22 protein-coding genes are annotated in these 24,536 nt (G+C 60.0%); 11 read left to right on the forward strand and 11 right to left on the reverse strand.

The genetic code is table 11. The features are described 5' to 3' along the window. Positions 1 to 78: 78 nt before the first annotated feature. Positions 79 to 1,368 (reverse strand): 3-deoxy-D-manno-octulosonic acid transferase, encoded by a 1,290-nt coding sequence (locus OHL14_RS03480; protein ID WP_263377926.1) that lies wholly within the window; start codon positions 1,366 to 1,368, stop codon positions 79 to 81. Positions 1,369 to 1,519: 151 nt separating this feature from the next. On the opposite strand from OHL14_RS03480, the gene OHL14_RS03485 reads away from it, so the two are divergent. The 5 genes from OHL14_RS03485 (at position 1,520) to OHL14_RS03505 (ending at position 5,974) form a co-directional block, all read left to right on the forward strand. After that, positions 1,520 to 2,191, forward strand: coding sequence for a hypothetical protein (locus OHL14_RS03485; RefSeq protein WP_263377927.1), 672 nt, complete (start codon positions 1,520 to 1,522; stop codon positions 2,189 to 2,191). Between the two features lie 156 nt (positions 2,192 to 2,347). Further along, positions 2,348 to 2,836 (forward strand): GNAT family N-acetyltransferase, encoded by a 489-nt coding sequence (locus OHL14_RS03490; RefSeq protein ID WP_263377928.1) that lies wholly within the window; start codon positions 2,348 to 2,350, stop codon positions 2,834 to 2,836. Between the two features lie 20 nt (positions 2,837 to 2,856). Further along, positions 2,857 to 4,224, forward strand: a complete 1,368-nt coding sequence (gene trmFO, locus OHL14_RS03495; RefSeq protein WP_263377929.1) for a methylenetetrahydrofolate--tRNA-(uracil(54)-C(5))-methyltransferase (FADH(2)-oxidizing) TrmFO — start codon at positions 2,857 to 2,859, stop codon at positions 4,222 to 4,224. A gap of 31 nt (positions 4,225 to 4,255) precedes the next feature. Continuing rightward, positions 4,256 to 4,828, forward strand: a complete 573-nt coding sequence (locus OHL14_RS03500; RefSeq protein ID WP_263377930.1) for a thioredoxin family protein — start codon at positions 4,256 to 4,258, stop codon at positions 4,826 to 4,828. Between the two features lie 81 nt (positions 4,829 to 4,909). Then, positions 4,910 to 5,974 (forward strand): DUF7544 domain-containing protein, encoded by a 1,065-nt coding sequence (locus OHL14_RS03505; protein WP_263377931.1) that lies wholly within the window; start codon positions 4,910 to 4,912, stop codon positions 5,972 to 5,974. Positions 5,975 to 6,051: 77 nt separating this feature from the next. Here OHL14_RS03505 and der read toward each other — a convergent pair whose 3' ends face one another. Next, positions 6,052 to 7,974 carry a ribosome biogenesis GTPase Der gene (gene der, locus OHL14_RS03510; RefSeq protein ID WP_263377932.1) on the reverse strand — a complete coding sequence of 641 codons (1,923 nt, stop codon included), beginning with the start codon at positions 7,972 to 7,974 and terminating at the stop codon, positions 6,052 to 6,054. Positions 7,975 to 8,057: 83 nt separating this feature from the next. Here der and OHL14_RS03515 point away from each other — a divergent pair, with 83 nt between their 5' ends. Genes OHL14_RS03515 through queD form a run of 4 tightly spaced genes read left to right on the forward strand, consistent with a single transcriptional unit; the run spans position 8,058 to position 11,497 of the window. Continuing rightward, positions 8,058 to 8,618 carry a GNAT family N-acetyltransferase gene (locus OHL14_RS03515; RefSeq protein ID WP_263377933.1) on the forward strand — a complete coding sequence of 187 codons (561 nt, stop codon included), beginning with the start codon at positions 8,058 to 8,060 and terminating at the stop codon, positions 8,616 to 8,618. A 51-nt stretch (positions 8,619 to 8,669) separates the two neighbouring features. Further along, the gene (locus tag OHL14_RS03520) at positions 8,670 to 10,784 is read left to right on the forward strand and encodes an ATP-dependent DNA helicase (RefSeq protein WP_263377934.1); all 2,115 of its coding nucleotides are present in this window, start codon (positions 8,670 to 8,672) and stop codon (positions 10,782 to 10,784) included. Positions 10,785 to 10,817: 33 nt separating this feature from the next. Continuing rightward, positions 10,818 to 11,066, forward strand: a complete 249-nt coding sequence (locus OHL14_RS03525) for a hypothetical protein (RefSeq protein WP_263377935.1) — start codon at positions 10,818 to 10,820, stop codon at positions 11,064 to 11,066. 47 nt (positions 11,067 to 11,113) lie between these two features. Next, positions 11,114 to 11,497, forward strand: a complete 384-nt coding sequence (gene queD / locus OHL14_RS03530) for a 6-carboxytetrahydropterin synthase QueD (RefSeq protein ID WP_263377936.1) — start codon at positions 11,114 to 11,116, stop codon at positions 11,495 to 11,497. Here the strand turns inward: queD and OHL14_RS03535 are convergent. The 9 genes from OHL14_RS03535 to OHL14_RS03575 all read right to left on the reverse strand — a co-directional run bounded on the left by OHL14_RS03535 (position 11,494) and on the right by OHL14_RS03575 (position 21,212). Continuing rightward, positions 11,494 to 12,702, reverse strand: coding sequence for a glycosyltransferase (locus tag OHL14_RS03535; protein WP_263377937.1), 1,209 nt, complete (start codon positions 12,700 to 12,702; stop codon positions 11,494 to 11,496). The genes queD and OHL14_RS03535 overlap by 4 nt on opposite strands. Beyond that, positions 12,699 to 13,490, reverse strand: a complete 792-nt coding sequence (locus tag OHL14_RS03540) for a lysophospholipid acyltransferase family protein (RefSeq protein WP_263377938.1) — start codon at positions 13,488 to 13,490, stop codon at positions 12,699 to 12,701. The genes OHL14_RS03535 and OHL14_RS03540 overlap by 4 nt, the downstream gene beginning before the upstream one ends. Before the next feature lie 16 nt (positions 13,491 to 13,506). Further along, positions 13,507 to 15,027, reverse strand: coding sequence for a phytoene desaturase family protein (locus OHL14_RS03545; protein WP_263377939.1), 1,521 nt, complete (start codon positions 15,025 to 15,027; stop codon positions 13,507 to 13,509). Positions 15,028 to 15,055: 28 nt separating this feature from the next. After that, the gene (locus OHL14_RS03550) at positions 15,056 to 16,477 is read right to left on the reverse strand and encodes an aldehyde dehydrogenase family protein (RefSeq protein WP_263377940.1); all 1,422 of its coding nucleotides are present in this window, start codon (positions 16,475 to 16,477) and stop codon (positions 15,056 to 15,058) included. A gap of 71 nt (positions 16,478 to 16,548) precedes the next feature. Then, complete coding sequence (gene crtI, locus OHL14_RS03555) at positions 16,549 to 18,144, reverse strand: phytoene desaturase family protein (RefSeq protein ID WP_263377941.1); 1,596 nt, start codon at positions 18,142 to 18,144, stop codon at positions 16,549 to 16,551. Positions 18,145 to 18,335: 191 nt separating this feature from the next. Then, a complete protein-coding gene (locus tag OHL14_RS03560) occupies positions 18,336 to 18,812 on the reverse strand; it encodes a DUF1440 domain-containing protein (RefSeq protein WP_263377942.1) in 477 nt (158 codons plus the stop codon). A 39-nt stretch (positions 18,813 to 18,851) separates the two neighbouring features. Then, complete coding sequence (locus tag OHL14_RS03565; protein ID WP_263377943.1) at positions 18,852 to 19,199, reverse strand: hypothetical protein; 348 nt, start codon at positions 19,197 to 19,199, stop codon at positions 18,852 to 18,854. A gap of 8 nt (positions 19,200 to 19,207) precedes the next feature. Further along, entirely contained in the window at positions 19,208 to 20,644 is a 1,437-nt protein-coding gene (locus tag OHL14_RS03570) for a sodium:solute symporter family protein (RefSeq protein WP_263377944.1), read from the reverse strand. A 46-nt stretch (positions 20,645 to 20,690) separates the two neighbouring features. Continuing rightward, complete coding sequence (locus tag OHL14_RS03575; RefSeq protein WP_263377945.1) at positions 20,691 to 21,212, reverse strand: hypothetical protein; 522 nt, start codon at positions 21,210 to 21,212, stop codon at positions 20,691 to 20,693. Positions 21,213 to 21,273: 61 nt separating this feature from the next. Here OHL14_RS03575 and OHL14_RS03580 point away from each other — a divergent pair, with 61 nt between their 5' ends. Together OHL14_RS03580 and OHL14_RS03585 are read left to right on the forward strand one after the other, a co-directional pair. Next, a complete protein-coding gene (locus OHL14_RS03580) occupies positions 21,274 to 22,611 on the forward strand; it encodes an alpha/beta hydrolase family protein (protein WP_263377946.1) in 1,338 nt (445 codons plus the stop codon). Between the two features lie 36 nt (positions 22,612 to 22,647). Next, positions 22,648 to 24,516 carry a M61 family metallopeptidase gene (locus OHL14_RS03585; RefSeq protein WP_263377947.1) on the forward strand — a complete coding sequence of 623 codons (1,869 nt, stop codon included), beginning with the start codon at positions 22,648 to 22,650 and terminating at the stop codon, positions 24,514 to 24,516. The last annotated feature ends 20 nt before the right edge of the window (positions 24,517 to 24,536 follow it).

Raw genomic sequence — 24,536 nt, forward strand, 5'->3', positions numbered from 1 at the left:
TGTGTCGTTGAAACCATTATCGAGTACGGAGGCAGTTTATGGTTTGCGGGGCCGAAGAATCGGGCTAGACGGGTGCGGCTAGAGAAGACCGAGGAGAGCGGCGAGGGTGCGGGCGGTGGCTCCCTGCTGCTGCTCGAAGACAGAACGACCGCGGGCGCCGAGAGCGGCGGCTTCGGCGGGCTGGGTAAGGAGATATTCGAGTGCGGTTTTGAGCTCGGCCTCATCCTGAACAATGCGGATGCCGTCGGCGGCGATCATCTTCCCTACGATGTCGCGGAAGTTTTCATAGGACGGGCCCATGATGACGGGCACACCGAACTGGGCTGGCTCGAGGGGATTGTGGCCTCCGCGGGGGACGAGGCTGCCGCCGACGAAGGCGACGGTGGCGATGGAGTAGACGGCGGCCAGGTCGCCGATGGTGTCGAGGAGAATGACGTCGGCCTCAACGGGGAATCCGTTTAAGCCAAGTCTGGATTCGAGTTCACTTCCGCGTTCATAGAACGTGTCAATTAACGCGGCTACAGGGGTAAAGCGTTCTGGATGGCGTGGTGCAAGTACCAGTAGCACTCCGTCGGCTTCGCGTTGTGGCAACTCCTGCCAAGCACTCAGAACGCTCTCTTCTTCGTTGGTGGAATCCACTGCTACGGTGCTACCTGCAATAACGATCGGTCTAGACCCAGCCATTAGCTTGATGAGTTCTGCGATTCGGCTTTGTTTCGGAGCGCGGATGTCGTACTTGAGATTGCCGGCGGCAATCACTGCGGTTGGTCTTGCTCCCAAGGCGACGAGTCGGCCGGCGTCTTCATCGCTCTGGGCCAGCCAGAGGCGGGGCAGGCGGATGGCGTGCTTCCAAAGGCTGCGGAACTTCATGCCCCGGGCGAAGGAGCGGTCGCTGAGGCGGGCGTTGACGATGGCGGTGGGGATATTGGTGCGGCGGCATTCGTGGAGCAGGCGCGGCCAGAGTTCGCTTTCCATCAGAATAAGCGTCGCCGGGCGCAGCGCGCGCAGGTAGCGGCGGATGGTCCAGGCGAAGTCGAGCGGCATGTAGAAGACGCGGGCGGCTCCGAAGCGTTCGCGAGCGAGAGCCTGGCCGGTCCGGGTGGTGGTGGAGATGACAATAACGAAGTCGGCGCCGAGGGCGGTTTCGAGCTCGGCGATGAGGCGGGAGGCGGCAAGGACCTCGCCGACACTGACGGCATGCACCCAGATGACACGACGACCATGGATGATCGCTCGCAGGGGTTCGGGGACACCGCCGAGGCGTTGCCGAAGTCCTTCGCGATACCGCTCCGTCGTGGCCATGCGCAGCAGCCACCAGGGCGAGGCGAGTAGCAGGCCGAGGGCCAGGGCCGTGCTATAGATCATCATCGTCACGAAAGGATTGCCTACCTCAGGGGCTGAAGCCCCGATCGATTTTGCTTCTGGATGGCGGGACTGAAGTCCCGCCCCTTCAAAACACTGTGATCCAGGTGGCATCACCGCTGTGCCAAGAGGATGTCCTTCAGAGGATAATGGAATCATGATGCCGCGTCTTGCTGCTGGTTTGTTGATGGCCGTGTTTGCTGTGGGAGTGAGCTCGGCTGAAAAGGCGCGCAAGCCGGTGCCGCCTCAGCCTGCGGAGACGTATGCCTTCCACGATCATCACGCAAACGAGCATGTGACGATCGCTGCAGAACCGGGCGATGTGAAAGAGACGCGGCCGAATACGCGGCTCGATTACTACGGACATGGGCTAATGCCGATCCGGGTGATTGTGACGAATGAGTCGGACAAGCCGGTGGTTTTAGACGACGCGCGGATTCATTTCATCTCCGGGAACAATGACAATATTCCGGCGGCTACACCTGAGGACATTCAGCGGCGGATGTTTACGCTGAAGGGGGCGACGGGCAGGAAGATTCCGCTGCCGCTGCCGATTCCAGTGCCGATTACGGTGGGCAAGCAGAACGTTGACAAGAAGATCACCGATGACGATAACGATTTTGGCTTTCAGACGACGACGGTGCAGCCTCATCAGACGGTGGCGGGGTATTTGTACTACGACGTGAATGATCTGGACACGCCGGTGCTGGCCCATGCGACGCTGGAGCTGCGCAAGGTGAAGTTTGCGGGCGGCGAGTATCTGGAGAGTTTTGAGATTCCTCTGCGCGGTGCCGGGGAAGCTCGCACGAAGGACGATGAAACGAAGTGAGAGGGTCGGGATTGGCGGAGTTCCGGTTTCAACGTTTGCACCTTCCGGGGCTAAAGCCCGGATTTTGCCAGGTCTTTATGGCGGGGCTAAAGCCCCGCCCCTTCAAAGCGAGAGATGCCTTCTCAAGAGGACATGGACGTGAAAGGTCTCCCAATTATGAGCAAGATTTCGATTCGCAATGCCGTGGCTGAAGATGCCGCAACGATTCTGCGCTTTATTCAGGCGCTGGCGCTCTACGAAAAAGAGCCGGATGCAGTTCATGCGACGGAAGCGGACATTCTGCGGGATGGCTGGGGACCGACGCCACGCTTTCGGTGTGTGATTGCGGAGCTTGAGAGTGCGCCTGTGGGGTTTGCGCTGTACTTCACGAGCTACAGCACGTGGGAGGGGCATCATGGGATCTATCTCGAAGACCTGTTTGTGATGCCGGAGCATCGCGGGCTGGGGCTGGGCAAGGCGTTGCTGGGGCGGGTGGCGGCGATTGCAGTGGAAGAGGGCTGTCCGAGGCTGGAGTGGAGCGTGCTCGACTGGAATACGCCTTCGATCGAGTTCTATCAGCGGATTGGCGCGCGGAAGAAGAGCGAGTGGTTCATGATGCGGCTGAGTGGAGATGCGCTATCGTCGCTCGCAGCGGCAACTAGCTGAAGCACGTATCCTGATAAGTGATGAAGAAGATTCACGTAATTGGCGGTGGCCTTGCGGGCCCCGAAGCTGCGCTGCAGGCTGCGAGCCTGGGCTGCGATGTTGTGTTGAGCGAGATGCGTCCGGTGCGGTCGACCGAGGCGCACCAGACGAGCGACTTCGCGGAGCTGGTGTGTTCGAATTCGCTGAAGAGCGAGAGCGAGAACTCAGCACCTTGGCTGTTGAAGGAAGAGATGCGGCGGGCGGGGTCGTTCCTGCTGAAGGCTGCAGCGGTTGCAGCGGTGCCTGCTGGTCATGCGCTGGCCGTGGACCGCGAGGTGTTCTCGCAGCAGGTGGCGGAGATGATCGCGCAGCAGCCGCGAATCGAGGTGCGTCGCGAAGAGGTGACGCGGATCGATGAGAACTCCGAGGATACGATTACGGTGCTGGCGAGCGGACCTTTGACCAGCGGCGCGCTGGCTGCTGAGTTGCAGCGGCTGACGGGCGCAGAGCATCTTGCGTTTTATGACAGCATCTCGCCGATTGTGGATGCGAGCACGATCGATATGGACCGCGTGTACTTTGCGGCTCGGTGGGACAAGGGTACGGCGGACTATATCAACTGCCCGTTCACGAAGGAAGAGTACGACGCGTTTATCGAGGCGCTGGCGACGGCGGAGAAGATTGAGCAGAAGTCGTGGGAACAGTTGCCGCAGGATGGTGCTGTGACAACGGCGCAGGCGGGGTTGCAGTACTTCGAGGGCTGCCTGCCGATTGAAGAGACGGCGCGGCGCGGCAAGGACACTCTGCGCTTCGGGCCGATGAAGCCTGCGGGCTTGACGAATCCGAAGACGGGTCGCTGGCCGTATGCGGCGGTACAGCTACGGCAGGAGAACCTGCGCGCGGACAGCTATAACCTGGTGGGTTTTCAGAACTCGCTGAAGTATGGCGAGCAGGCGCGGGTGCTGCGCATGATTCCGGGGCTGGAGAACGCGACGTTCCTGCGCTATGGGCAGATCCACCGCAACACGTACATTCATGCGCCGAGTTTGCTGACCGAGACGCTGCAGTTGAAAGCGCATCCGAACGTGATGATCGCGGGGCAGCTATCGGGAGTCGAAGGGTATACGGAGTCGATTGCAAGCGGGCTGTTGGCGGGAAGGTATGCGGCGGCGCTGGCTCGCGGCGAAAAGCCGACGCCTGCTCCGCGCGAGACGGGCAACGGATCTCTGACGCACTACATTACTCACGCGGAGGCGAAGAAGTTCCAGCCGGCGAATATTACGTTCGACCTGCTGGTGCCGTTGGAAGAAGAGCTGCGGAAGAAGATTCGGGACAAGAAGGAGCGGCACCGCATTCAATGCGAGCGGGCGCTGGCGGCGTGGGATGCGTGGATGGTTTCGGCTGGCTGAGCGAATCTCTGCGTGGTAGTCTGTCGATCACATGAAAACACCCTTTCGTTTCCAGCTCGCTGCGTTCACTTTGCTGCTCACTTGCTCAGCCATGATGCGGGCTGCCAAACCGTCAGTGGATGAAACTTCAGCTACGGCTCAGCAGTTGATGTCCGCTGCGGAGTTGAAGGCTTCAAGCGAACACAAGATGTTGCTGGTTGACTTCAGTGCGTCATGGTGTGGGAATTGCAAGTTGTTCGATCGCTTTTGGGACGATCCGTGGATGCATCCGATTCTGACGAGAGTCTTTGATCGCGTTACGCTCGACATCCAGGAGCATGACGCAAAGCATCATGACACGCCGGGCGCAGATGCTGTGTTTCAGGAGCTGGGTGGGTCGAAGCGGACAGGTGTTCCTTATCTGGTGATGACCTCGGCGAAGGGGAAGCCGATTGTGACCTCGGAACCTGATGGCAAGCCGGAAGATGGTATCGGCTACCCGGATGCTCCGAACGAGATCGCGTGGTTCATGCATATGTTGCAGATGGCTGCGCCGTCGTTGTCGCCGCAGGAAACCGCGCAGATCAACGCATGGCTGAAGGCGCACAGTACACATCCGAGTTAGCGCCAGAGCGAACGTTCCTAAGCCGCATCCCTTTTCTTGCGCCACGTGTAATGCGCCGTGCTACTCTCCCGAGTAACCGCCATGCCTATACTCAGCGCTCTGGATTGCATCTCGCCCGCCTTTGGTCGCACGAAGCTTGTGTTGTTCTCGCCGTTCCGTGCAGGACGTACGTGGAAACTTTCGTTGACCGCGTACCTTACGGTTGCAAGCGGCGTGTACATGCCGGTTTTTCTGCTGGCGTTTTTCTTCCTCTCGCCGATACGGCAGGCGGGAGGATCGATGGCCGTGACGCTTGTTTCTGTGGGCGCGTTGATTGCGACGCTGCTCTCGCTAGGGCTCTTTCATCTGCTTACGCGACTGCGGTTTGCGTTCTTCGATATCGTGCTAAACCGTGGGCAGTTCGTTGCGCCTGCATGGCGGAAGTATGGTTCGCAGGCGTTTCGCTGGAGTGTGTTCAAGGTGGTGCTGGGTACGGCGGCGCTCTCGCTGGTCGCTGTGCCGACGGCGGCTTTCGTTCGGCATTTTGTTGCGACGGTGTCGGTGCTGAAGCCGGGGGAGCAGCCTCCGCCGGATTTTGTGTTCAGCCTGATGTCGGGGTATTTCCTGATCTATGGACTCTTCTGGTTATTTCTCTGGGCGAGTTCGCTGCTCTCGGATTTCGTGGTGCCGTCGCTTGCACTCGAAGACACTACACTAGCGGAGGCGTTTCGGAGAGTCGGTGTGCTTATTCGCACGGAGCCTGCTCAGTTCACGATCTATGCTGTCACGAAGCTCGTGCTGGCGGTCGCTGGGTATATGGCCATCATCCTTGGGCTTGAGATTGGCATTGTCATCGTTGGCATCGTCGTCGGGCTGATCTGTGCGCTGATTGGGTTTCTACTGCACCTGGCGGGGGTGTCGATTGCGGTGCTGACGGTGCTCGGCGTGCTGGTGCTGCTAGCGTTCTATCTTTTCGCGCTATGGGTGATCGTCTTTGGCATGGGTGTGGTTTTCGTGTTTCTCGAGGCTTATTCACTGTACTTTCTGAGCGGGCGTTATCCGATGCTGGGCGAGTTGCTGGCGGCTTCGACGCCCGTGGTTGCAGCGCGTGGGCCGCTGTATCCCGATCCGTATCCGGCGTATGTGCCGCCGCCTCCTCAAGCCTAGTGAGCTGACGGTAGCTCTTAATGAAAGAAGCGGCGCGCGAGGTAGCTTCCTCACGCGCCGCTTTCATTTGCTAGAAGCTATTCTTCCTTTTTCTTCTTGTTGCGTGACTTCACCTTGAACCAGATTGGCGAGCCGATGAATTTGAAGGTGTCGCGGATTTCGTTGGCGAGGAAGCGTTCGTAGCTGAAGTGCAGCTTGACGTCGCGGTCGGTGAAGAGCACGAAGGTTGGCGGGGCTACGGCTGCCTGCGTCATGTAGTAGATCTTGACGCGCTTCTTCATCGGCACGCTGGCGCGCTGGAAGTCGATGTTGTCGAGGAAGCGGTTCATCTGGCCGGTGGTGACGCGCTTGCGGCGCTCGCGGGAGACGAGTTCGACCTTCTTGAAGACCTCGGAGATGTTGTGTCCTTCCGAGGCGCTGATGAAGACCATTGGCGCGTAGTCGAGGTACTTCAGCGAGTCGCGGACTTGTTGTTCATAGATTTTTTTGTCGGCGATGAGGCCGCCATCGAAGGCGCGGCGGCCCTCGGCGTTGGGCGTGGTCATCAGGTCCCATTTGTTGATGACGATGATGACGCTGCGGCCGCTTTCGTGCGCGTAGCCGCCAATGTTAGCGTCGGCTGCGGCCACGCCTTCGGCTGCGTCGATGACGAGGAGCGAGACGTCGGCGGCTTCGAGGTGCTTGCGGCTCATGATGACGGAGAGCTTCTCGGCCATCAGCTTAGTCTTGCCCTTGCGGCGGATACCGGCGGTGTCGATGAAGCGGAAGCTGTGACCGTCGCGCTCGACGACCTCATCCACTGCATCGCGCGTGGTGCCTGCGATGGGCGAGACGATGGCGCGATCGGTGCCGGTGAGGGCGTTCAACAGTGTGGACTTGCCCACATTGGGGCGGCCGATGATGGCGACCTTCGTCTCTTTGAGAACGTGCTCGCCGTGCGAACGGAGACGACGGCCGGGCTTGGCTTCGGTGCCCTCAGAGTCGTCTTCATCGTCCTGTGGGCCGGGCAGGGGGTCGCCGCCGCCGTCCATGTCTTCTTCAAACTCTTCTTCAATGCCTTCAAGGTTTTCGGTCGGCTCTTCAGCAACGAACTCAGGTGGCAGAGCCGCCCAGACTTCGTCGAGCAGGTCGCCGATGCCGACGCCGTGCTCGGCGGAGATGGGGCAGACGTTCTTGAAGCCGAGGCGGCGGAAGTTCTCCGCGCCAGCGATGAGCTCCGGGGAGTCCATTTTGTTGACGGCGAGGAAGATGGGTTTACCGCCGCGGAGCAGCAGGCGTGCCAGTTCGACGTCGGGTGCGGCGAGCTCGGTGCGGCCGTCGACGACCATGATGATGACGTCGGCTTCGCTGAGGCCGACCTTGGCCTGGCGGAAGATTTCGGCGGGGATGAGGGCTTCGTCGTCGGGGATGACGCCGCCGGTGTCGACGATGCGGACGTCGCGTCCAGCCCACTCGACCTCGCCGTAGATGCGGTCGCGAGTGATGCCGGGCTCGTCGCCGACGATGGAGCGGCGCGTCTCGGTAAGGCGATTAAAGAGGGTGGACTTGCCGACGTTGGGGCGACCGCAGATGGCGACCAGCGGCAGGCGCGTGGTCTCGTGGGTCTCTGGCTTCGATTCAGCGAGGGTGAGGCGCTCGGCGATCTTTTCGGCTTCGCGCCAGGCCTGCTCTTCGGCATGGCTGTCGTCGGCTTCGTTCTTCGCGGCACTGAAGCGTGCGCGGGGCGTGCGAACGGCGGGACGCTTTTCGACTTCGCCGCCCATGCCGCGGGTGCCGGGCTCGCCGCGGAGAGTAACCTTGCGCTCGCGATCGGGACTTTTGGTGGGGGTCTTGGAGGCCTTGATCTCGGCGATCTTCTTGGTCGCGAGCTCTTTACGCTTCTTGGGCGCAACGGCGCCGGTGGTCGCTGTCGACCGTGGGGCGTTCTTGCCCATCTTCGGCCGCGTGCTCGCCTGCCGGTGCTTCTTGCCTAACCGCTTTTTCTCTTTTTTCGGAGCCATGTCGTTTCGCCTATCTGCGCAACGAGGCGCCTTTACCATTATAAGAAGTACGGCCCGCTTAACCTATTCGCAAACACCTTCAAATGAGCATGATTCCTGAACTTCAAACGCAAAGGCTGCTATTACGCCCCCTTGAACTTGCCGATGCCGAGCAGGTTCAACCCCTCTTTGCGCAGTGGGAGATCGTCAAATACCTCAATGCCATCGTCCCGTGGCCCTATCCCGATGACGGTGTCTTTCACTATTACCGCGATGTCGCTCTACCAGCGATGGAACGTGGGGAAGAGTGGACATGGACGCTTCGGCTGCGCGAAGCTCCTCATCAGATCATCGGTGCGATCAGCCTGGGATGCCGCGAAGACAACAATCGCGGTTTCTGGATCGGACTACCGTGGCAGGGACAGGGATTGATGTCGGAGGCTGTCTTTGCTGCGAATGACTTCTGGTTCGAGGTACTCGGTTTTTCGAAGTTGCGAGTACCTAAAGCTGTCGCGAACGTTTCCTCAAGTCGCATCTCTGCAAAAACTGGGATGCGCCTTGTCTCTTTCGAGGAGCATGAGTTTGTCTCCGGCCGCCTGCAAGCTGAGATATGGGAGATGACGGTTGAGGAATGGCGAGAGCATAAGCGACTTTACAGGCCCTGAGGGGCAGGCTCGGCACGGCGAAGAAACGGCGACTATCATTAGAGGCAGGGAATGCCTTCGACTACGCCACTGCCGCCGATGCAAGACGATGCTGCCGATGTCGCGGCGGTAGCGTCGCGGCTGCCTTCGCTGCATGACTTTTTTCATCCTGGCGGGTTGCTGGCGAAGTCGTCGCTGAACTTTGAGCATCGCTCAGGGCAGTATCTGATGGCGAAGACCATTGAGCAGGCGTTTGCCGACCGGCGGCACCTGATCGTGGAGGCGGGGACGGGTACGGGCAAGACGATGGCGTACCTGCTGCCGGCATTGCGGCGGGCGCGGGAGAACAATCAGCGCATCATCATCTCGACAGGCACGAAGAATCTGCAGGAGCAGCTGTACTTCAAGGATATTCCGTTCCTCGAGTCGATCCTGGGTCCGCTGCGCGTCTGCTATATGAAGGGCCGGGCGAATTACATTTGCAAGCACAAGCTGTATGCTCTGCGCGATACTCCGCTACTGCATGGGCTGGATGAGATTGCGCAGTTTCACGCGATCCTAAACTGGGAGCGGACCACGGTGACGGGCGATCGTGCGGAGGTATCGGAGCTGCCTGAGAACTCTGCTCTGTGGCACAAGCTGGATGCTCGCAGCGAGGTCTGCCTCGGCTCCACGTGTCCGGACTTTGAGCAGTGCTATGTGACGGCGATGCGGCGTAAGGCGATGGAGAGCGAGATCGTGATCGTGAATCACCATTTGTTCTTCGCGGACCTCAACATCAAGCAGCAGTCCGGTGGAGCGCCCGATGCGGGCATCCTGCCGGAGGCTGCCGCGGTGATCTTCGACGAGGCGCACGAGCTTGAAGATGTGGCGAGCCAGTACTTCGGCATTGCGCTGTCGAATGCGCGATTCGATGAGCTGGCGCGCGATACGGAGATGCTGCTGCGAGCGAAGAAGGTCAGCACGTCGGGGATTGAGTCGGCGACGAACACGCTGCGGGAACGATCGAAGATGTTCTTTGGCTCGCTGCCGGTGGGGCCGTCGCACCTGGGGCGGCTGGAGTTTATCGATCGACAGGACTTTCTCGAGGCGCGCGGCGATGCGTACATTGCGGCCTCGAATGCGCTGCAGCGGCTGGAGAGCGAGCTGGATAACCTGCGCGAGGTGGAAGAGGCTCCGGGCCTGCGCAAGCGTGCGGCGGATATTCGCAATCACCTGAAGTTTCTGCTGGAGTCGACGGATCCAAACACGGTCTTCTGGATCGAGCGTCGAGCGACGGGTGGTGTGAGGAACGCTGCGCGCAACAACCGTGGATCCGCTTTGATTGATCCGAAGGACCTGGCGCGAGCTGCGGACATGCAGCAGTTCTCGACGCATCTGCAGGCGACGCCGATCGATGTGTCGGCACTGATGACGGAGGCGCTGTTCGCGAATTATCCGAGTGTGATTCTGACATCGGCTACGCTGACGGTGGCGAACTCTGGTGGCGAGCCAGGATTTGCGCATATTGAGAAGCGACTGGGCGTGCCGTTTGCGAAGACGCTCGTTGTGCCTTCGCACTTCGATTATGCGAAGCAGGCGCTGCTTTATTTGCCTGCTACGATGCCGGAGCCGCGTCACCCCGAGTTTCTGGCGCAGGCGACGGAGAAGATTCGGCGGGTGCTGGAGATCACGCGCGGTCGTGCCTTCTGTTTGTTTACCTCTCATGCGCAGATGAGGGAGCTGCACGATCGTCTGCTCGCGCAGGTACCGTTTCCGCTGCTGATGCAAGGGAGCGCGCCACGGCATGTACTGCTGCAACAGTTTCGCGAGACGCCGAATGCTGTCTTGTTTGGGACGTCGTCGTTCTGGCAGGGTATCGATGTGCAGGGCGAGCAGCTAAGCTGCGTGATTATCGACAAGCTGCCGTTCGCGGTGCCGAGCGATCCGATTATGAAGGCGCGGACAGATGCCATTGCGGCTGCGGGGGGGAACGCTTTCAACGACCTGCAGATACCGCAGGCGGTGATCGCGCTGAAGCAAGGTTTTGGCCGGTTGATCCGCTCGCTGAGCGACCGGGGCGTACTGATGCTGCTGGACCCTCGCATTCGCACCACGCGCTACGGCAAAATCTTCCTCGAATCGTTGCCGCCGTACACGCGGACGGATGACATTACGGATGTCGAGCGCTTCTTCGAAGTATCCTAGAGAGAAGCAGGGAAGAACTGCACGGAAAGAGTTATGGGACGCAATCTATATATCCTCGCCGGTACCTTTGGCCTTCTTGCGATCGTCGCCTTCGTGCTGTCGATCTCGCGTTTCAGTGCGAGTTCGCCGGGTGATGCCTCGCTGTGGCGCGTCACTGGAATAGGCCTGTTGTTCGTTGCGCTGCTATGCACCCTGGGTGGAGTGATGTCTTCGTTGTTTGAGCAGGCTGAACGACGCCACGAAGAGGAGCGTCGCAAGGTGCGCGAGGCTCGCCGCCAGTAGAATAAGAACGGGCGCTACTCGCGCCGCTGATCGGAGCTGTACACGCAATGTTTGAGGTCACGGTCCAGGCTGGATTTTCTTCCGGTCACTATCTGCGCAACTACAACGGCAAGTGCGAGAATCCGCATGGCCACAACTATCGTGTGCTGGTAACGCTGGTGGGCGCTGAGCTTGATGAGACGGGGTTGCTGCTGGACTTCAAGCTGCTGAAACACGTGCTGCGACCGACAGTGGATTATCTCGATCACCAGATGATCAATGACCTTGAGCCCTTCATCACGCTGAACCCCTCAGCGGAGAACCTGGCGAAGTACTTCTTCGATAACACCGCGACGCAGTTGGATGAGATGACTTCCGGGCGGGTCCGTGTGAAAGACTGCACGGTATTCGAGACGGACACGAGCTTCGCACGTTATTTCGAACAGCTTTAGCTGAGTTCTTCGCCGGTGGCGCTGGAGTATGTGCGGGAGCGCCACGCTACAGGGCGACCGAAGATTTGTCGCAGCAGGGCATACCACTGGATGATCAGCAGCAGTGCAGTGCCGAATGGATGCAGCAGAGCGGAGATGATCGGCTGCTTGAATCGCCATGCGGCCAGCAATCGCGGCAGGACGCTCGCGAGGTAGCCCAGTGTGATGGCCGCGCCGACGGCATGTGCAAGTATGGGTTCGTCAAAGGTCGCGCCGACGATGAGATTCATCGTGCAGATCGTGAGCCACATTGCCAGAAGCAGTGCGGGTAGGATTTGTCCAAGAATGATCAGCAACGTAAACGGCAGGATGCGCGCTGGTGTGGCTATGCCTTCGGTTGCGTTCTTTGCGAGACCCATCCAGACGGCGCCGGGTGAGTCGTACATGCGGACACTGGCTAGCGCGGTGAGATCGAAGATGTCGGTGCGAAACCCATGCTGACGGAAGAGTTCTGGAAGGCGCAGACCGTCGTGGCGGGTCTCGCGGATGCTGCTGTGTCCTCCGCTAGAGAAATAGGCTGAGCGCTCCGCGAGGAAGAACTGCCCGCAGCCAGCGGCGTAGGCGGACTTGGTGGTCTTTCTCATGCGGCCCATGGGGAGGAAGCTGAGCAGGATGAAGTGGATCAGAGGGAGCAGCAATTTTTCCAGCCAGCCGAGGGTGATCTGGCGTGGGAAGCCGGAGAGCAGTGCGATTTGCGATGCTTGCAGTTGGCTGGCGCAGCGTTGCAGCGCGTCCGGTGCGAGACGAACATCGGCGTCGAGAAACAGAAGGAGTGGTGCGGACGTCGCCTGCGCGAGCAGCCAGCAGGCGTGCTGCTTGCCGTTCCATCCTGCGGGGAGGGGCTGGCCGTGCAACAGCCGTGCACGAGCGTCGCGGGCGGCGATGGCTTGAACGATCTCGCCGGTGCGGTCGGCGGAGCCGTCATCAAGGACGAGAACTTCCAAATCAACGCCGGAATTCGCAAGCACGCTCTCGACGCAGGCAGCGATATTGCGCTCTTCATCGCGCGCTGGAATCAGCACGGCGACGCGCAGATCGTTCGGGATGCCTATTGGCGCAAGCAAGGGTGCTCGAAAGCGCAGCAGGTTGAAGAGGAAGAGGACAGCCGGAATTGATGCGCAGACGAAGCTGGCGAAGATGATGGAGAGTATGAGGGTCTCGATCATCGCGGAGACCGATCTTCGCGCGCGGTATGGTCAAGTTCGATGGGCTTGCGCGTGAAGAGCGCGCGCAGTCTCCGCCCCAGGGCATAGATGCCGCCGGTACCACGGCCGCCTTGGAGTAGCGTGGCGAAGGCTCTCGGATCTCTGGCGACAGCAGAAGCCTTGAGGTCTTCCATGGTCGCAGCCAGTGAGTCTTCAAGCTGTTTTGTCGCCTGCTCCAGGGTGGCACCGTCCGCGACCTGCAGTGGGTTTCCGAAGCGCAGCAGCGTCTCTGGCAGGCGCTCGTCCCAGAAGACATATTCGATTGCGAGGGGCTGTAGTTGCAGACCTGGCACCCGGGTTGCGAGAGCGCCGAGGCCGGGCTTGAACTCGAGTGCTGCGCGCGGATCGGCGAAGCGTCCCTGTGGTGTGATCCAGAGGACGCCACCGCTGGCAAGAACAGCCTCTGAGGTCCGGAGGAACTGTGCGGCTCCGCGCGGAGACTGCATCTCAACGGGGAAGATGCCGAGCCTTTTCAGGATCGGATACTTCGCTAGTGCGGCGGCATCCATCGGTGCGTAGTGATTATGTGAAGGCAGGAGCAACTCGCCTAGCAGGATACAAACCATCGGGTCCCACCAAGAAGAGTGGTTCGCGTAAATAATTAGCGGGCCCTCCGTGGCGGAGAGATAGCTGCGGTTCTGCATCAGCACTGCGCGAAAGTGTCGCCGGAAGTAGCCACGCACGATCCTGCGAAACAGCCGCAGGATCGCAGCCGAGATCGGCGGAACAGCTGGAAGCTCACGTGCCATGGTGTCTCTTACTGTCTCATGCGAGTGTGGTCTGCGCCTTTGCATCCGCATCGAGAGAGTCTGCAGCGATCCAGCCCGACATCATCACCATCGGCATGCCTGGGCCGGGATGAGCGGCGCCACCGGCGAGATAGAGACCGCCGAGTTCTCGGCTGCGGTTCGCGGGCTTGAAGGCACCCATGAAGCGTCCGTGCGAGGAGAGGCCGTAGATTGCGCCGTTCAGAACTTTGTAGCGTTCATGGATGTCCAGCGGCGTCAGAGCACTTTCAAAGACGATCCGTTCTTCGATGTCCTCGCAGCCCGCGGTGCGCTTAAGCTTGTCGAGGATCACCTGGCGATACGCGGGGAACATCTTCTTCCAGTCGTGGTGCGGGCGTAGATAAGGCGTATGTACGAGGATGTACATGGCCTCGCCGCCTTCGGGCGCGCTATCAGGATCGCTGCGTGCGGTGCAGGCTAGATAACAGGTCGGATCCGGGGCAGGTTCGCCGAGATTGTAGATGGCGTGGAACTCTTCATCCGGATCGCGCGAGAAGACGAAGTCGTGGTGCGCGAGATGGTCGTAACGCTTGTTCAAACCGAGGTAGAGGACGACGCCACTGCAGGCCGGCTCGTAGCTGCGCTTGTGTTCAAACTCGCGCGCGGCGGGGGTGCCCTGCAGAAGTTCGCGATGCGTTCGCACAGCATCTTCGTTGCTGACGATTGCGTCGAAGCGGTAGGTGTCGCCAGCGGATGTGACGAGACCGGTCACGGGGCCGTGCTCGCCCTTCGTGGTGATCTGCGCGACTTCGGTGTCGGTGTGGAAGGTAACGCCGAGTTCGGTTGCGAGTTTGACCATCGCTTCCGGCACAGCGCGCGTGCCGCCCATCGGATACCAGATGCCCTCCTCCATCTGCATGGAGCCGATGGCGGTGAGGATCGCGGGTGAGGCGTCTGGATTGGAGCCGACGTACTGCACCATGTGGTCGAGCATCTGCGCTGTGTTCGGTTCGGAGATGAACTCACGAACGGCACCCGCGACGGTCTGTCCCATACGCATCTTCAGCACGTCGCGGAGCACGTTCAGGTCGAACGCTCCGCCGATATCGAAGGTGTCTTTGATCGAGCCGACGGATTTCCAGAAGAAGAACTTGTCGCTGATGGTGTGCAGCTCTTTCGAGAGCGCCATCAACTGCTGATACTTAGCTCCCATGCCGGGGAAACGGCCTTCGAGATCGTGCGACATCGCCTGGATGTCGTCGACGAGGTCGATGCGCGCGCCGTCGTCGAAGAAGCAGCGCCACTGGGGATCGAGCCGCACCATGTCGAGGTAGTCTTCAAGCTTGCGTCCGGACTCTGCGAAGATCTTGCGCAGCACCGACGGCTGAATCAGGATCGTCGGTCCCATATCGAAGCGAAAGCCTTTTTCGCGCAGCTGTGCAGCCTTGCCGCCGAGCCACGGGTTTTTCTCGAAGACCGTTACTTCGTGCCCACGCGCCGCCAGCGTACAAGCCGCGGCCAATCCTGCTAATCCTGATCCGATTACACCAACGCGCATACGTTCTCCGCCGTTCCGTTCTAATTATTTATCGATTGCGTGCGCTTGAGATCAGCGCGCGCAGACAAGTCCATCGCTGCGACAGCGTCCCGCCGTGCAGCGTGCCGATCAAGGCTGTAAACAGGGGCAAGTCGGCATCGGTGGTTGCGTCCAGATGCCGCATCGCTCCGTTGCGACGCAGGATCAGCGTCTTTACGGCAGTCATCTCCAGCAGCCCTTCCGAGCCACGCGTTACGCCATAGCCGCTGGCACCGCGACCACCGAAGGGGACGCGCGGATCGGCGGTGGGAGCGATGATGTCGTTCACGAGCACGGTGCCGGCCTTCAGCTTGCGAGCGATCATGCGCGCCTTGGGCATCTCTTGTTTTGCGCAGAAGATGCTGAGTGTGAGCGCGTAGCTGCACTGCGCGTACATCGCCGGGATATGCATCATCGTATCGGCTGCAAGCAGCGAGAGTACGGGAGCGAAGATGTCACTGCGAGCGATTTCCATCGATGGCTTTGCACTGTCGATCAGCACGGGGCGTTGTGCGTCGGGGGTGAGGTCTCCCAACAACTGAGCGCCTTCGTCGATGGAGGAAGCAATCATTAAACGCAGGCGCTCGCTTGTGGTGGCGTTGAGCTGAACAGGCGGGACGTCCCGCAACGCCTCGATCAGCAGCGGCCGCAAAAGTGCCATCGTCGCGGTGGAGGCGAAGAGCCTGCGAGGCGACATGCAGACGGCACCGCCATTCAGTCGCAGCCCGAAGGCAACAGCGCGCGCGACCAGCCTCAGATCGGCGTCTGGCGTGACGAGAATGGCGTCCGCTCCAGAGAGCTCCACTACGGCGGGGGTCGCTGTTTCCGCGAGGGTGGATAACACTGTCTGGCCGGTGTGCGAGGAGCCGGTGAAGACGACTTTGTCGGGCGATTCGGCCAGTGCCTGCTGCGCGGCAGCAACGCTTTCATCGGTGATTGTCAGCGCACCCACCGGTAGACCGGCTTCCATCAGTGTTTGCGCGAGGAGTTCGGCGACGGGGCCTCCGCCGCTGCCCGGCTTCCAGGTGACCGTGTTGCCTGCGGCGAGGGCCTGCAGCGTCTGCGTGCCCGGCAAAAAGAGAGGGAAGTTCGAGGGACCAACGATGAGGATGTGCCCGAGGGGTTCGCGATGTACCTCGGCTTGAATGCCGCTTAGCCACATCGGACGACCGGCGCTTCCGAGCTTGCGGGGCTTGAGGATCTTTGCCGCGTTGCGTTCGAGGAAACGGCAGGCATCGAGCAGCGGTAGCAGTTCTGTGGTCAGCGTGTCGGCTTTCGTTCGCGCCAGCTCGGGGGAGATGGCGTCTGCGATCTGCACTGCGCGCTGGGCCAGAAGATGACGCGCTCGGCTGAGGACGGTCAGTCGCTCGGCTACGGTTCGCATCCCCCAGTCAACGGGCGCTTTGGTCGATGAGGCAATCGTGCAGGACATCAACCCGCATCGCTCATTGGCTACCTTCGCCGATGCTTGCGCTTGCGCTGCTATCGGGCTGGAGGCCGTTTTCACGAAGCGACCTGCATCACGCTGCCGTCTTCTGCGGCCGCGAGTCTGGTCTCGCTGAAACTTTGCGGCTCAATGCCGAGGTCCTGAAGCAAAAGCGTGCTGCTAATGCGGGCTGACTGGAAGATAACGGGCAGACCTGAGCCGGGATGCGTGCCGCCGCCCGTGAGGTACATGTTGCTCACATCCTCAAATCGATTGTGCGGCCGCAGGTGCAGCATCTGGTCAAGCGAATGCTTCATCGAGAAAGTAGCGCCCTTATGCAGGCCGAACTCCGTCGCCCAGCCGCTCGGGGTGATGATCTTCTCCGTGCGGACGCGCTGCCGCACATCGTGGAGGCCGATCTTCTCCATCTGGCGAAAGGCAAGTTCACGGAAGCGTGGCATCTCTTTCGACCAGTCTACATTCGGACTTTCGTGGGTCACTGGCAGCAATACGTACAGCGTGGAGTGACCTTCCGGCGCGAGTGTCGGATCGGTGATCGAGGCGTTCTGGACATAGAAGGATGGTTGCTCACTGAGACGATGCAGCTCTTCGATGTCGGAGAGGTTCTGCTTGTAACCCTTCTCCAGATAGATTGTGTGGTGAGCCACATCGTCGTAGCGGCCTTCGATGCCGAGATACATCATGAAGGTGGAGCAGGAGTACTGCTTGCCCGCAATCTTTTTGTCTGTCCACTTACTACGATGTTGCTCCGGGATGAGGTTTCGCGCGGCTTCGGCGAAGTCGGCGTTCATCACCACCGCGTCCGCCAGTAAATTGCCCTTCGCTGTGCGAACGCCAACGGCGCTGCTGCGACCATTTACACGGTCCATCAGCACTTCTTCCACGGGCTCGTTCAAGCGGATCTCGACGCCCATCTCTTCGCAGAGGCGCGCCATCGTCTTCGTCACAGCGCCGCAGCCGCCGATGGGATGGAAGACACCGTGCTCATATTCGAGGAAGGAGAGGATGGAAAACAGCGAGGGGCAGCGGAAAGGGCTCATGCCCAGATACTTCGATTGGAAGCTGAAGCCGAGCCGGATACGCTCGTCCTTGAAGTGGGTGCGCAGGTCGTCGTTCAGAGAAAGCCACGGCTTCATCAGCGGGAGCAGCTTCAGAAGCTCGGGACGCAGCAGGTCGGTCCACTTTTCAAAGGGTGATTCAAGTACCGGCAGAAAGCCTGCCAGCTTCTTGCGATTGCGATTGAGGAAGTTGCGAAACTCTTTTGCATCGTCGGGCGAGATGGCTGCGATCTCCTGCTCCATGCGAGCGACGTCGGCAGTTGCATCGATCTGGCCGCCTTCGCCGAAGACCAGGCGATATTGCGGATCAAGCCGCTTCATCGGCACCTCGCGGTCGAGATCATAGCCACATTCGGCGAAGATCTCTTTGAGGACGCGGGGATAGAGGAAGAATGTGGGGCCGATGTCGAACTTGTAGCCGTCCTGCTCCATCGTGGCGGTGCGACCACCGACGCGACCATGCTTTTCAACGACAGTGACCTGCACGCCAGCCTTTGCCAGCAGCATGGCGGTAGCAAGACCGCCGGGACCTGCTCCTACGATGATGACGCGCCGGGCGTCGGACGCGCGCTTCGAATCCGAAGTTACTTTCAATCCACCGATACTCAAGGGGTGTGGCTCGTCCTTAGGGAGGTCTCTCAACCGATTTGAAGTACGACTGGGATGAGTCTACTCCCGGCATCCTTCGCAACCGCCATCAAAATGCGCAGGCCTCTCATCTGGTTGAACGATTGAAGCATTCTGCTTGGCAAGACCGAAATGGTCCTGCTCCAGGTTTTAGCTGACTAGTCCATCAACCCACGTGTAAGGCTGCGCACACGCTCTGCTACGACGCCGAAGACCACATGTGAGGCTGCTTCGCTGCTGTGCTCACGCGGCGTCTGGTCTGCCGGTTCAGCGGCTAGACCCATCGCAGGCAAGGCGGAATCGTGCGTCAGGGCCATCAGCGTCAGGCCGAAGGTCGCACCTTCTTTATCCGCCACAATGGGGAAGAACTCAGCTGCCGCGCCATAGGCTGCACCGGCGGCTATGCCGAACCCCCAGTGGATAGCTTCGGCTGCAACTGCCTTCGTACCGGCGTCAAGGGGATGGCCTGCTACCTTCTCGGCCAAAACTTCGGGCGGCTCCGGCTCTCCGTGCGTCCGAGGCGGATAAAACTTTTCTGCCACCGATTTTGCTGCTGTCGCGACCAGACCAGCTACAGCCCCCGCCAGCAGACCCTTCCAGAGGGACTTCTTTCTTGCCACCGTCAACTCACTCACATTTACCTCCCGTACGTAGACGTATATCCGCGAATTCCCCTAGGTGCGTTCGAAGTTTGCCTCAGCCTCTTCGTCTACCTCTTCGTCTTCGTCCTCTTCGTCGTCTTCCTCTTCCTCAGCCTCTTCGTCGTCGAGTTCCTCCAGCTCTTCGTCGCTTTCAGAGGAGTCGTCCTCGCTGCGCTGTACTTCGACGTTTTCGCTGGAAGCGCCACCGGTGGGGTTGGATTCGATGAACGTTGGGTCGTTCTCGAAGGTAGCGGTCGCGTCGTCTCCGATTACCTTATGAAGCTCTGTAGCACTGTCCGTTGCAATAGGTTCCTTGATCGCAGCCATGAGAACTCCCTGGTGAAGCATCACCAGCCCCGTTGGATGCGAGAAATGGTCCATGTGAAGCTCTATCCTTCGAAAGGCCGCAATTGGGCCTCTGTGGGTGGCTTGGTTAATAGACTCACGACGAAGAGGCCGAGCAGCGATGCCAGCAAAGCGGGCAGAATCGCGTCGCGGTCACTCACCACCTTGGGCAGATATACCTTGACCGTGTCCCAGCCAATTGTCACGGCTGTTCCGGCAGCAATGCTGGATACCGCACCGGCAGCGGTGGCTCTGCGCCAAAAGAACGCAGCAAGAATCACCGGGGTAAGGGCGGCGGAGTAGATGGTGTACGCGTATAAGGACATCTTCAGCACGGAGGTGATGCGCAGGGCCTGCAGCAGCGCCCAGCAGCCGAGCGCCACCACCATCAGGCGAGAGACGAGCAGCACCTGGCCGTTGGACGCCTCGGGCTTGATGTAGCGGACGAAGACATCGTTCACAAGGTTGGTGGCCGGGGAGAAGAGGTAGTTGTTTGCGGTCGAGACCACCTTGGCGAAGATGGCTCCGACGAGCAATGCTCCAAGGACGGCGAGTAGCGGCGAACCACCGAACGCATGTGTCGCCGAGTAGGCGAGAATCTCACGGGGTCTTTGAGCGACCTCGCCGGTACGGAAGATCGCCGATCCTACGACTGCGATGGCGACGATCACTGTCTCCAGAATGACGGTGCCGATGATCCAACCGACCGTTGCGTGTGTGGCGTCCTTCTCACTCTTGGCGGAGAAGAACTTCTGGTACATCGACTGGTTGCCCAGCATCAGGAGGCAGGTCGGAAGAAAGAGTTCCAGCGCCTGGATTGGGGTCAGATCGCCGAAGACCTGAAAGTGTGTCGCGGGGAGAGTAGCTTTTACGTTCTGCCAGCCACCGGCGACGTGAATCAGCACGGGCAGGGCGGCGATCATGGTTACAGTCGCGAGTAGACCGATGACCACGTCCATATAGGCGACGGAGCCCATGCCGGCGATCGCCGTGAACACAATGACGAAGCCCGCGAGGATGTAGGCGCCGTGTACAGCTGTTACCTGTGGGAAGATCAGGTGAATGATGTCTCCCCCGCCGATGAACTGGTAGCTGGTAATCGCGGTGTAGGTGAAGAGCACGGCGACTACGCCCAGCAATCGCGCTGTCTGGTTGTAGCGGCTCTCCAACAGGTCAGGGATAGTGAACTGAGCGAACTTCCGCGCACGGGGCGCGATGAAGTAGATCAGCGCCAGGCCGGCCCAGCCGCCTCCTCCCTGCCATAAGGCAGCGAAGCCATGTTTGTAGGCGTTTTCTGCGCCACCCAGCAGAGAGCCGGAACCGATCCAGCTCGAAAGCAGCGTAAAGACAAGTACGAAGGCAGGCAGACTGCGGCCTGCGACGAGATAATCTGCCTTGGTTTTAACACTGCCCAGACGCGCCAGTGAAACTCCCAGCAGCGTCACAACGATGATCCCTAGAACTACCGCATAAAGCACCATGAGTGGGCCAATTCTACCTTTTTACACGGGGTTTATGTAGGCGTCTTCACGCGCGAAGCCAGCGCTGCATGGCAGGGTAGGGATTGGTGCCTTGCTCGGCTGCGTTTTTCGCATCCAGAGTCAGCCTCATCCACTGCAATAGCGGCACGCCCACCCCATCGCTTCGATAGTTCTGAATCAAGTTGCTGGCGGAGCCGCGATAGCCGTGGGGATGAAACACGACCTCCGGCGGCAGCCCGAGATGGATAGCCGCCGCGTAGCTCCAGCACTGCGCGCCGATCTCCATGCCCATATCGCTGCCGGCGTTAGCTGCAGAGGCTGCTCGCTCCGCTGCGGTGATGACCGCAAGGTGTCCCGCTTCATGCAGCAGGTCTCCAGGAAACATCAGCCGCTTCGGATCGACGACCAGCCCACCGGGTTGCAGGCACAAGCCGGGCAGAAATGTCTCGGTTTCCAGCGTATCGAAGCTAACCGTTAATCCAATCTCGCGCAAAAACTCCACGATGCGTCGGGCTTCGTCGCCAAGCTCCGCGATTCTTTCGATCTCCTGCATGGCGCTAGTATCCATGGCTTGTTGGGTGGTGTGCAAACGGAGACGAGGCTGTTGCGGTCGCGCTATCCTTCCATGCATGTCTCTCTGTCGGCTGATGGCCGCTCTGTTCGCATTCACGTTTGTTGCCCCTGTCTTCGTGGCCCGCGCGCAGGCTGACATCGCAGCATGGCGCTCTGCAATTCGTCGCACCTACTACGTGCCAGAGAGACTGCCAGCACTTCATGGTAAGGTGTGGTCTTCGTTTTCCCCGACGCCGGGCGTGATCGCCGATCGCATCACCTATGCCACTGCGGACGGCATGCTTGTCCCTGCGATCGTCTATCGCCCCGAGCCGAAGCTGATTCCGCATGGCGCTAAGCTGCCTGGCATTGTCGTGGTCAATGGCCACGGTTCGGACAAGTTTGGCTGGTACGCCTTTTATTCGGGCATTCTCTTCGCGAAGGCGGGTGCGGTCGCCATCACGTACGATCCGATCGGTGAAGGGGAGCGCAACGCGCAGCGCCTCAGCCGTCAATCGCCCTCGCCGCATGATGCCGATGTGACGCCGCCTGCACCGCTGCCACATGACGATTGGGGTCGGCGTGTGGCGGGACTGATGCAGGTCGATCTGCTGCAGGCGGTCAGCTATCTTGATGCGCTACCGCAGGTGGATGCGAAGCGTGTCGGCGTTGTCGGCTACAGCATGGGGTCATACATTGCGGGGATCGAAGGGGCGTACGACACGCGTGTCCATGCCGTGCTGCTCTCCGGTGGAGGCGTGATCGACGATGGCACCGGCGGCTACTTCGACACCAACAAAAGCATCTGCCAGAGTTCGCCGTGGCACGCGCTCGCTCCACTGCTTACAGTCGACGGCAAGGCTGCGCGCGGTAGCATCCTGTACTTCCTCAACAATCAGCGAGGACCGACCTTGGTGATGAACGGAGCGCAGGACACAGTGATGAACATTCCGCGCTACGACGCTGCGTGGTTTTCTCAGACGCAGGCCCATGCTGCGAGCTTCAACAGCCGGGTTATTCCAGCCAATGTCTTCAGTTACATTGTCTATCCCGGCATCAGCCACAGACCTTCGTGGGTCGACCGCGACGGGGTGCACTGGCTGAACGCGCAGCTGCACTTTGCGTTCTGGAAGACCGACGAGAGAATAGACGCGCAGGGAACCACGCATATCAGCGCCTGGCTCACGGCGAACCATGTCGACATCTCGCCCAATTACTTTCGCGAGGATCGAGAGGGCGGAATTGAAGCTGTCGGCACAGGCTTTCCCGGTATCGTTCGCAACGACCTGACTGTGCTTCCCGATACCGATTTCAGCCGGCTGAAAGACCAGCTGATCTACGAAGCATGGGCTGCAAAAGCGGCGGAGGCAGAGCAGCTTGCCGCTCGTAACGCTTCATCCAAGCCCATACAATAAATCTCAATACGATTGTTCCGAGGAGTTTCTTACCCCATGCATTTCTCCCGAATCCTTCCGTTGGCCGCACTCTGCGCCGCGGTGCTTCCCGCTTTTGCTCAATCCGCGCCGATCACGCTTGCTGTCGATCTCACCGATGCTCCTCGTAAGATCCTGCATGCTGCGGAGACACTGCCTGTGCAGCCGGGACCCATGACCCTCGTCTATCCCGAATGGATTCCAGGCGAGCATGGTCCCACCGGTCCGATTGTCAATCAAGCTGGGTTCATCATCACCACGCCTGCGGGAGAGCCGGTCAAGTGGGAGCGCGACCTCGTGGACATGTATAGCTTCCACATCACGGTACCTGCTGGCGTCACTTCGCTGCACATCAAGATGGACTTCCTCGCCACAAGCAACGGCCAGTTCACTGCAGGCGGCAGCACCAGCGCTAGTCTCGCGCTGCTCAGCTGGAACACCGTGCTCGTCTATCCGGCGAAGACCAACGCGGCGGATGTGATGATTTCGCCTTCGATCACGATCCCCGGTGGATGGAAGTTTGGCACAGCGCTTGAGCCTGCCTCATCTCCTACTTCCTTCAAGACGGTGTCCTTGGAACAGCTGATCGATTCGCCGGTGCTCGCTGGCCGCTGGTTCCGTGAGATCGCGCTTGCTCCAGAGATCACGCCGAAGCACTACCTCGATCTCGCTGGCGATGGTCCGGAAGACATTCTGCTTTCGCCGGAGCACATCGAGAACTTCAACAACCTCATTCGCCAGAGTGGCTATCTGTATCGCTCTCGCCATTACAACGCCTATCACTTCCTTGTGACGCTTTCGGATCAGGTGGCTCACTTCGGACTGGAGCATCACCAGTCCTCCGATGATCGTGTGCCGGAGAAGACCTTCGTCGACGACAATGCGTTCATCGAAGAAGGTCTGCTGTTGCCGCATGAGTTCACGCATAGCTGGAACGGTAAGTATCGGCGTCCTGCTGGACTTGCTACGCCCAACTATCAGGAGCCGATGAAGGGTGACCTGCTGTGGGTCTACGAGGGGCTCACGGAGTATCTCGGCGATGTACTGGCTGCCCGCTGCGGCATCTGGTCCGCGCCTGTGTATCGCGACCGCCTCGCCACCATTGCTGCGTACCTGAACGATGCGCGCCCGGGCCGCACCTGGCGGGACTTGCAGGACACGGCTTCTGCTGCGCAGCTGCTCTATGCGGCGGGCGGACCTTATGACAATTGGCGCCGCAACGTCGATTACTACGACGAGGGCGAGCTACTGTGGCTTGAGGTGGACTCTACGATCCGCCAGAAGACGAATGGCAAGAAGACCCTCAACGACTTCGTTGCGGCCTTCCATGGGCTCGGCGGTAACACGCAGCCCAAGGTGGTGCCGTACACCTTCGACGATGTCGTCGCCGGTCTGAGCAAGGTCGTGCCGAACGACTGGGCAGCGTTCCTGCATAAGCGTCTCGATTCGAACGAGCTGCATGCGCCTGAGATGGATGGCATCAACGCGCTCTCCGGCTACAAGCTGACCTATACCGACAAGCCGAACTACTGGTCGCAACTGGAGGAATCGAACGGTGGCATCAACGCTCGCTGGTCGTTAGGTCTTTCTGCTGGCACGAATGGCGAGATTGGTGATGTCATCATGGACAGCGTCGCCTATGAGGCTGGTATGGCTCCAGGCTTCACTATTGTTGCGGTGAACGGCCGTGCCTTTACGCCAGGGCTTCTGCGCCAGGCGATCAAGGATGCAGTCAGTGGACCGGCGATCGAGCTGATCGTTGCCAACACCGGCTATTACAAGATCATCAAACTCGACTACCACGGTGGCGAGAAGTATCCGCAACTCGAGCGCGTTGAAGGAACGCCCGCGCGCCTCGACGACATCCTTCAGCCGATGACGAAGTAATTCCTGCTTATCGAAAGAAG

This window comes from Granulicella paludicola (assembly GCF_025685545.1).
Lineage (GTDB): Bacteria > Acidobacteriota > Terriglobia > Terriglobales > Acidobacteriaceae > Granulicella > Granulicella paludicola.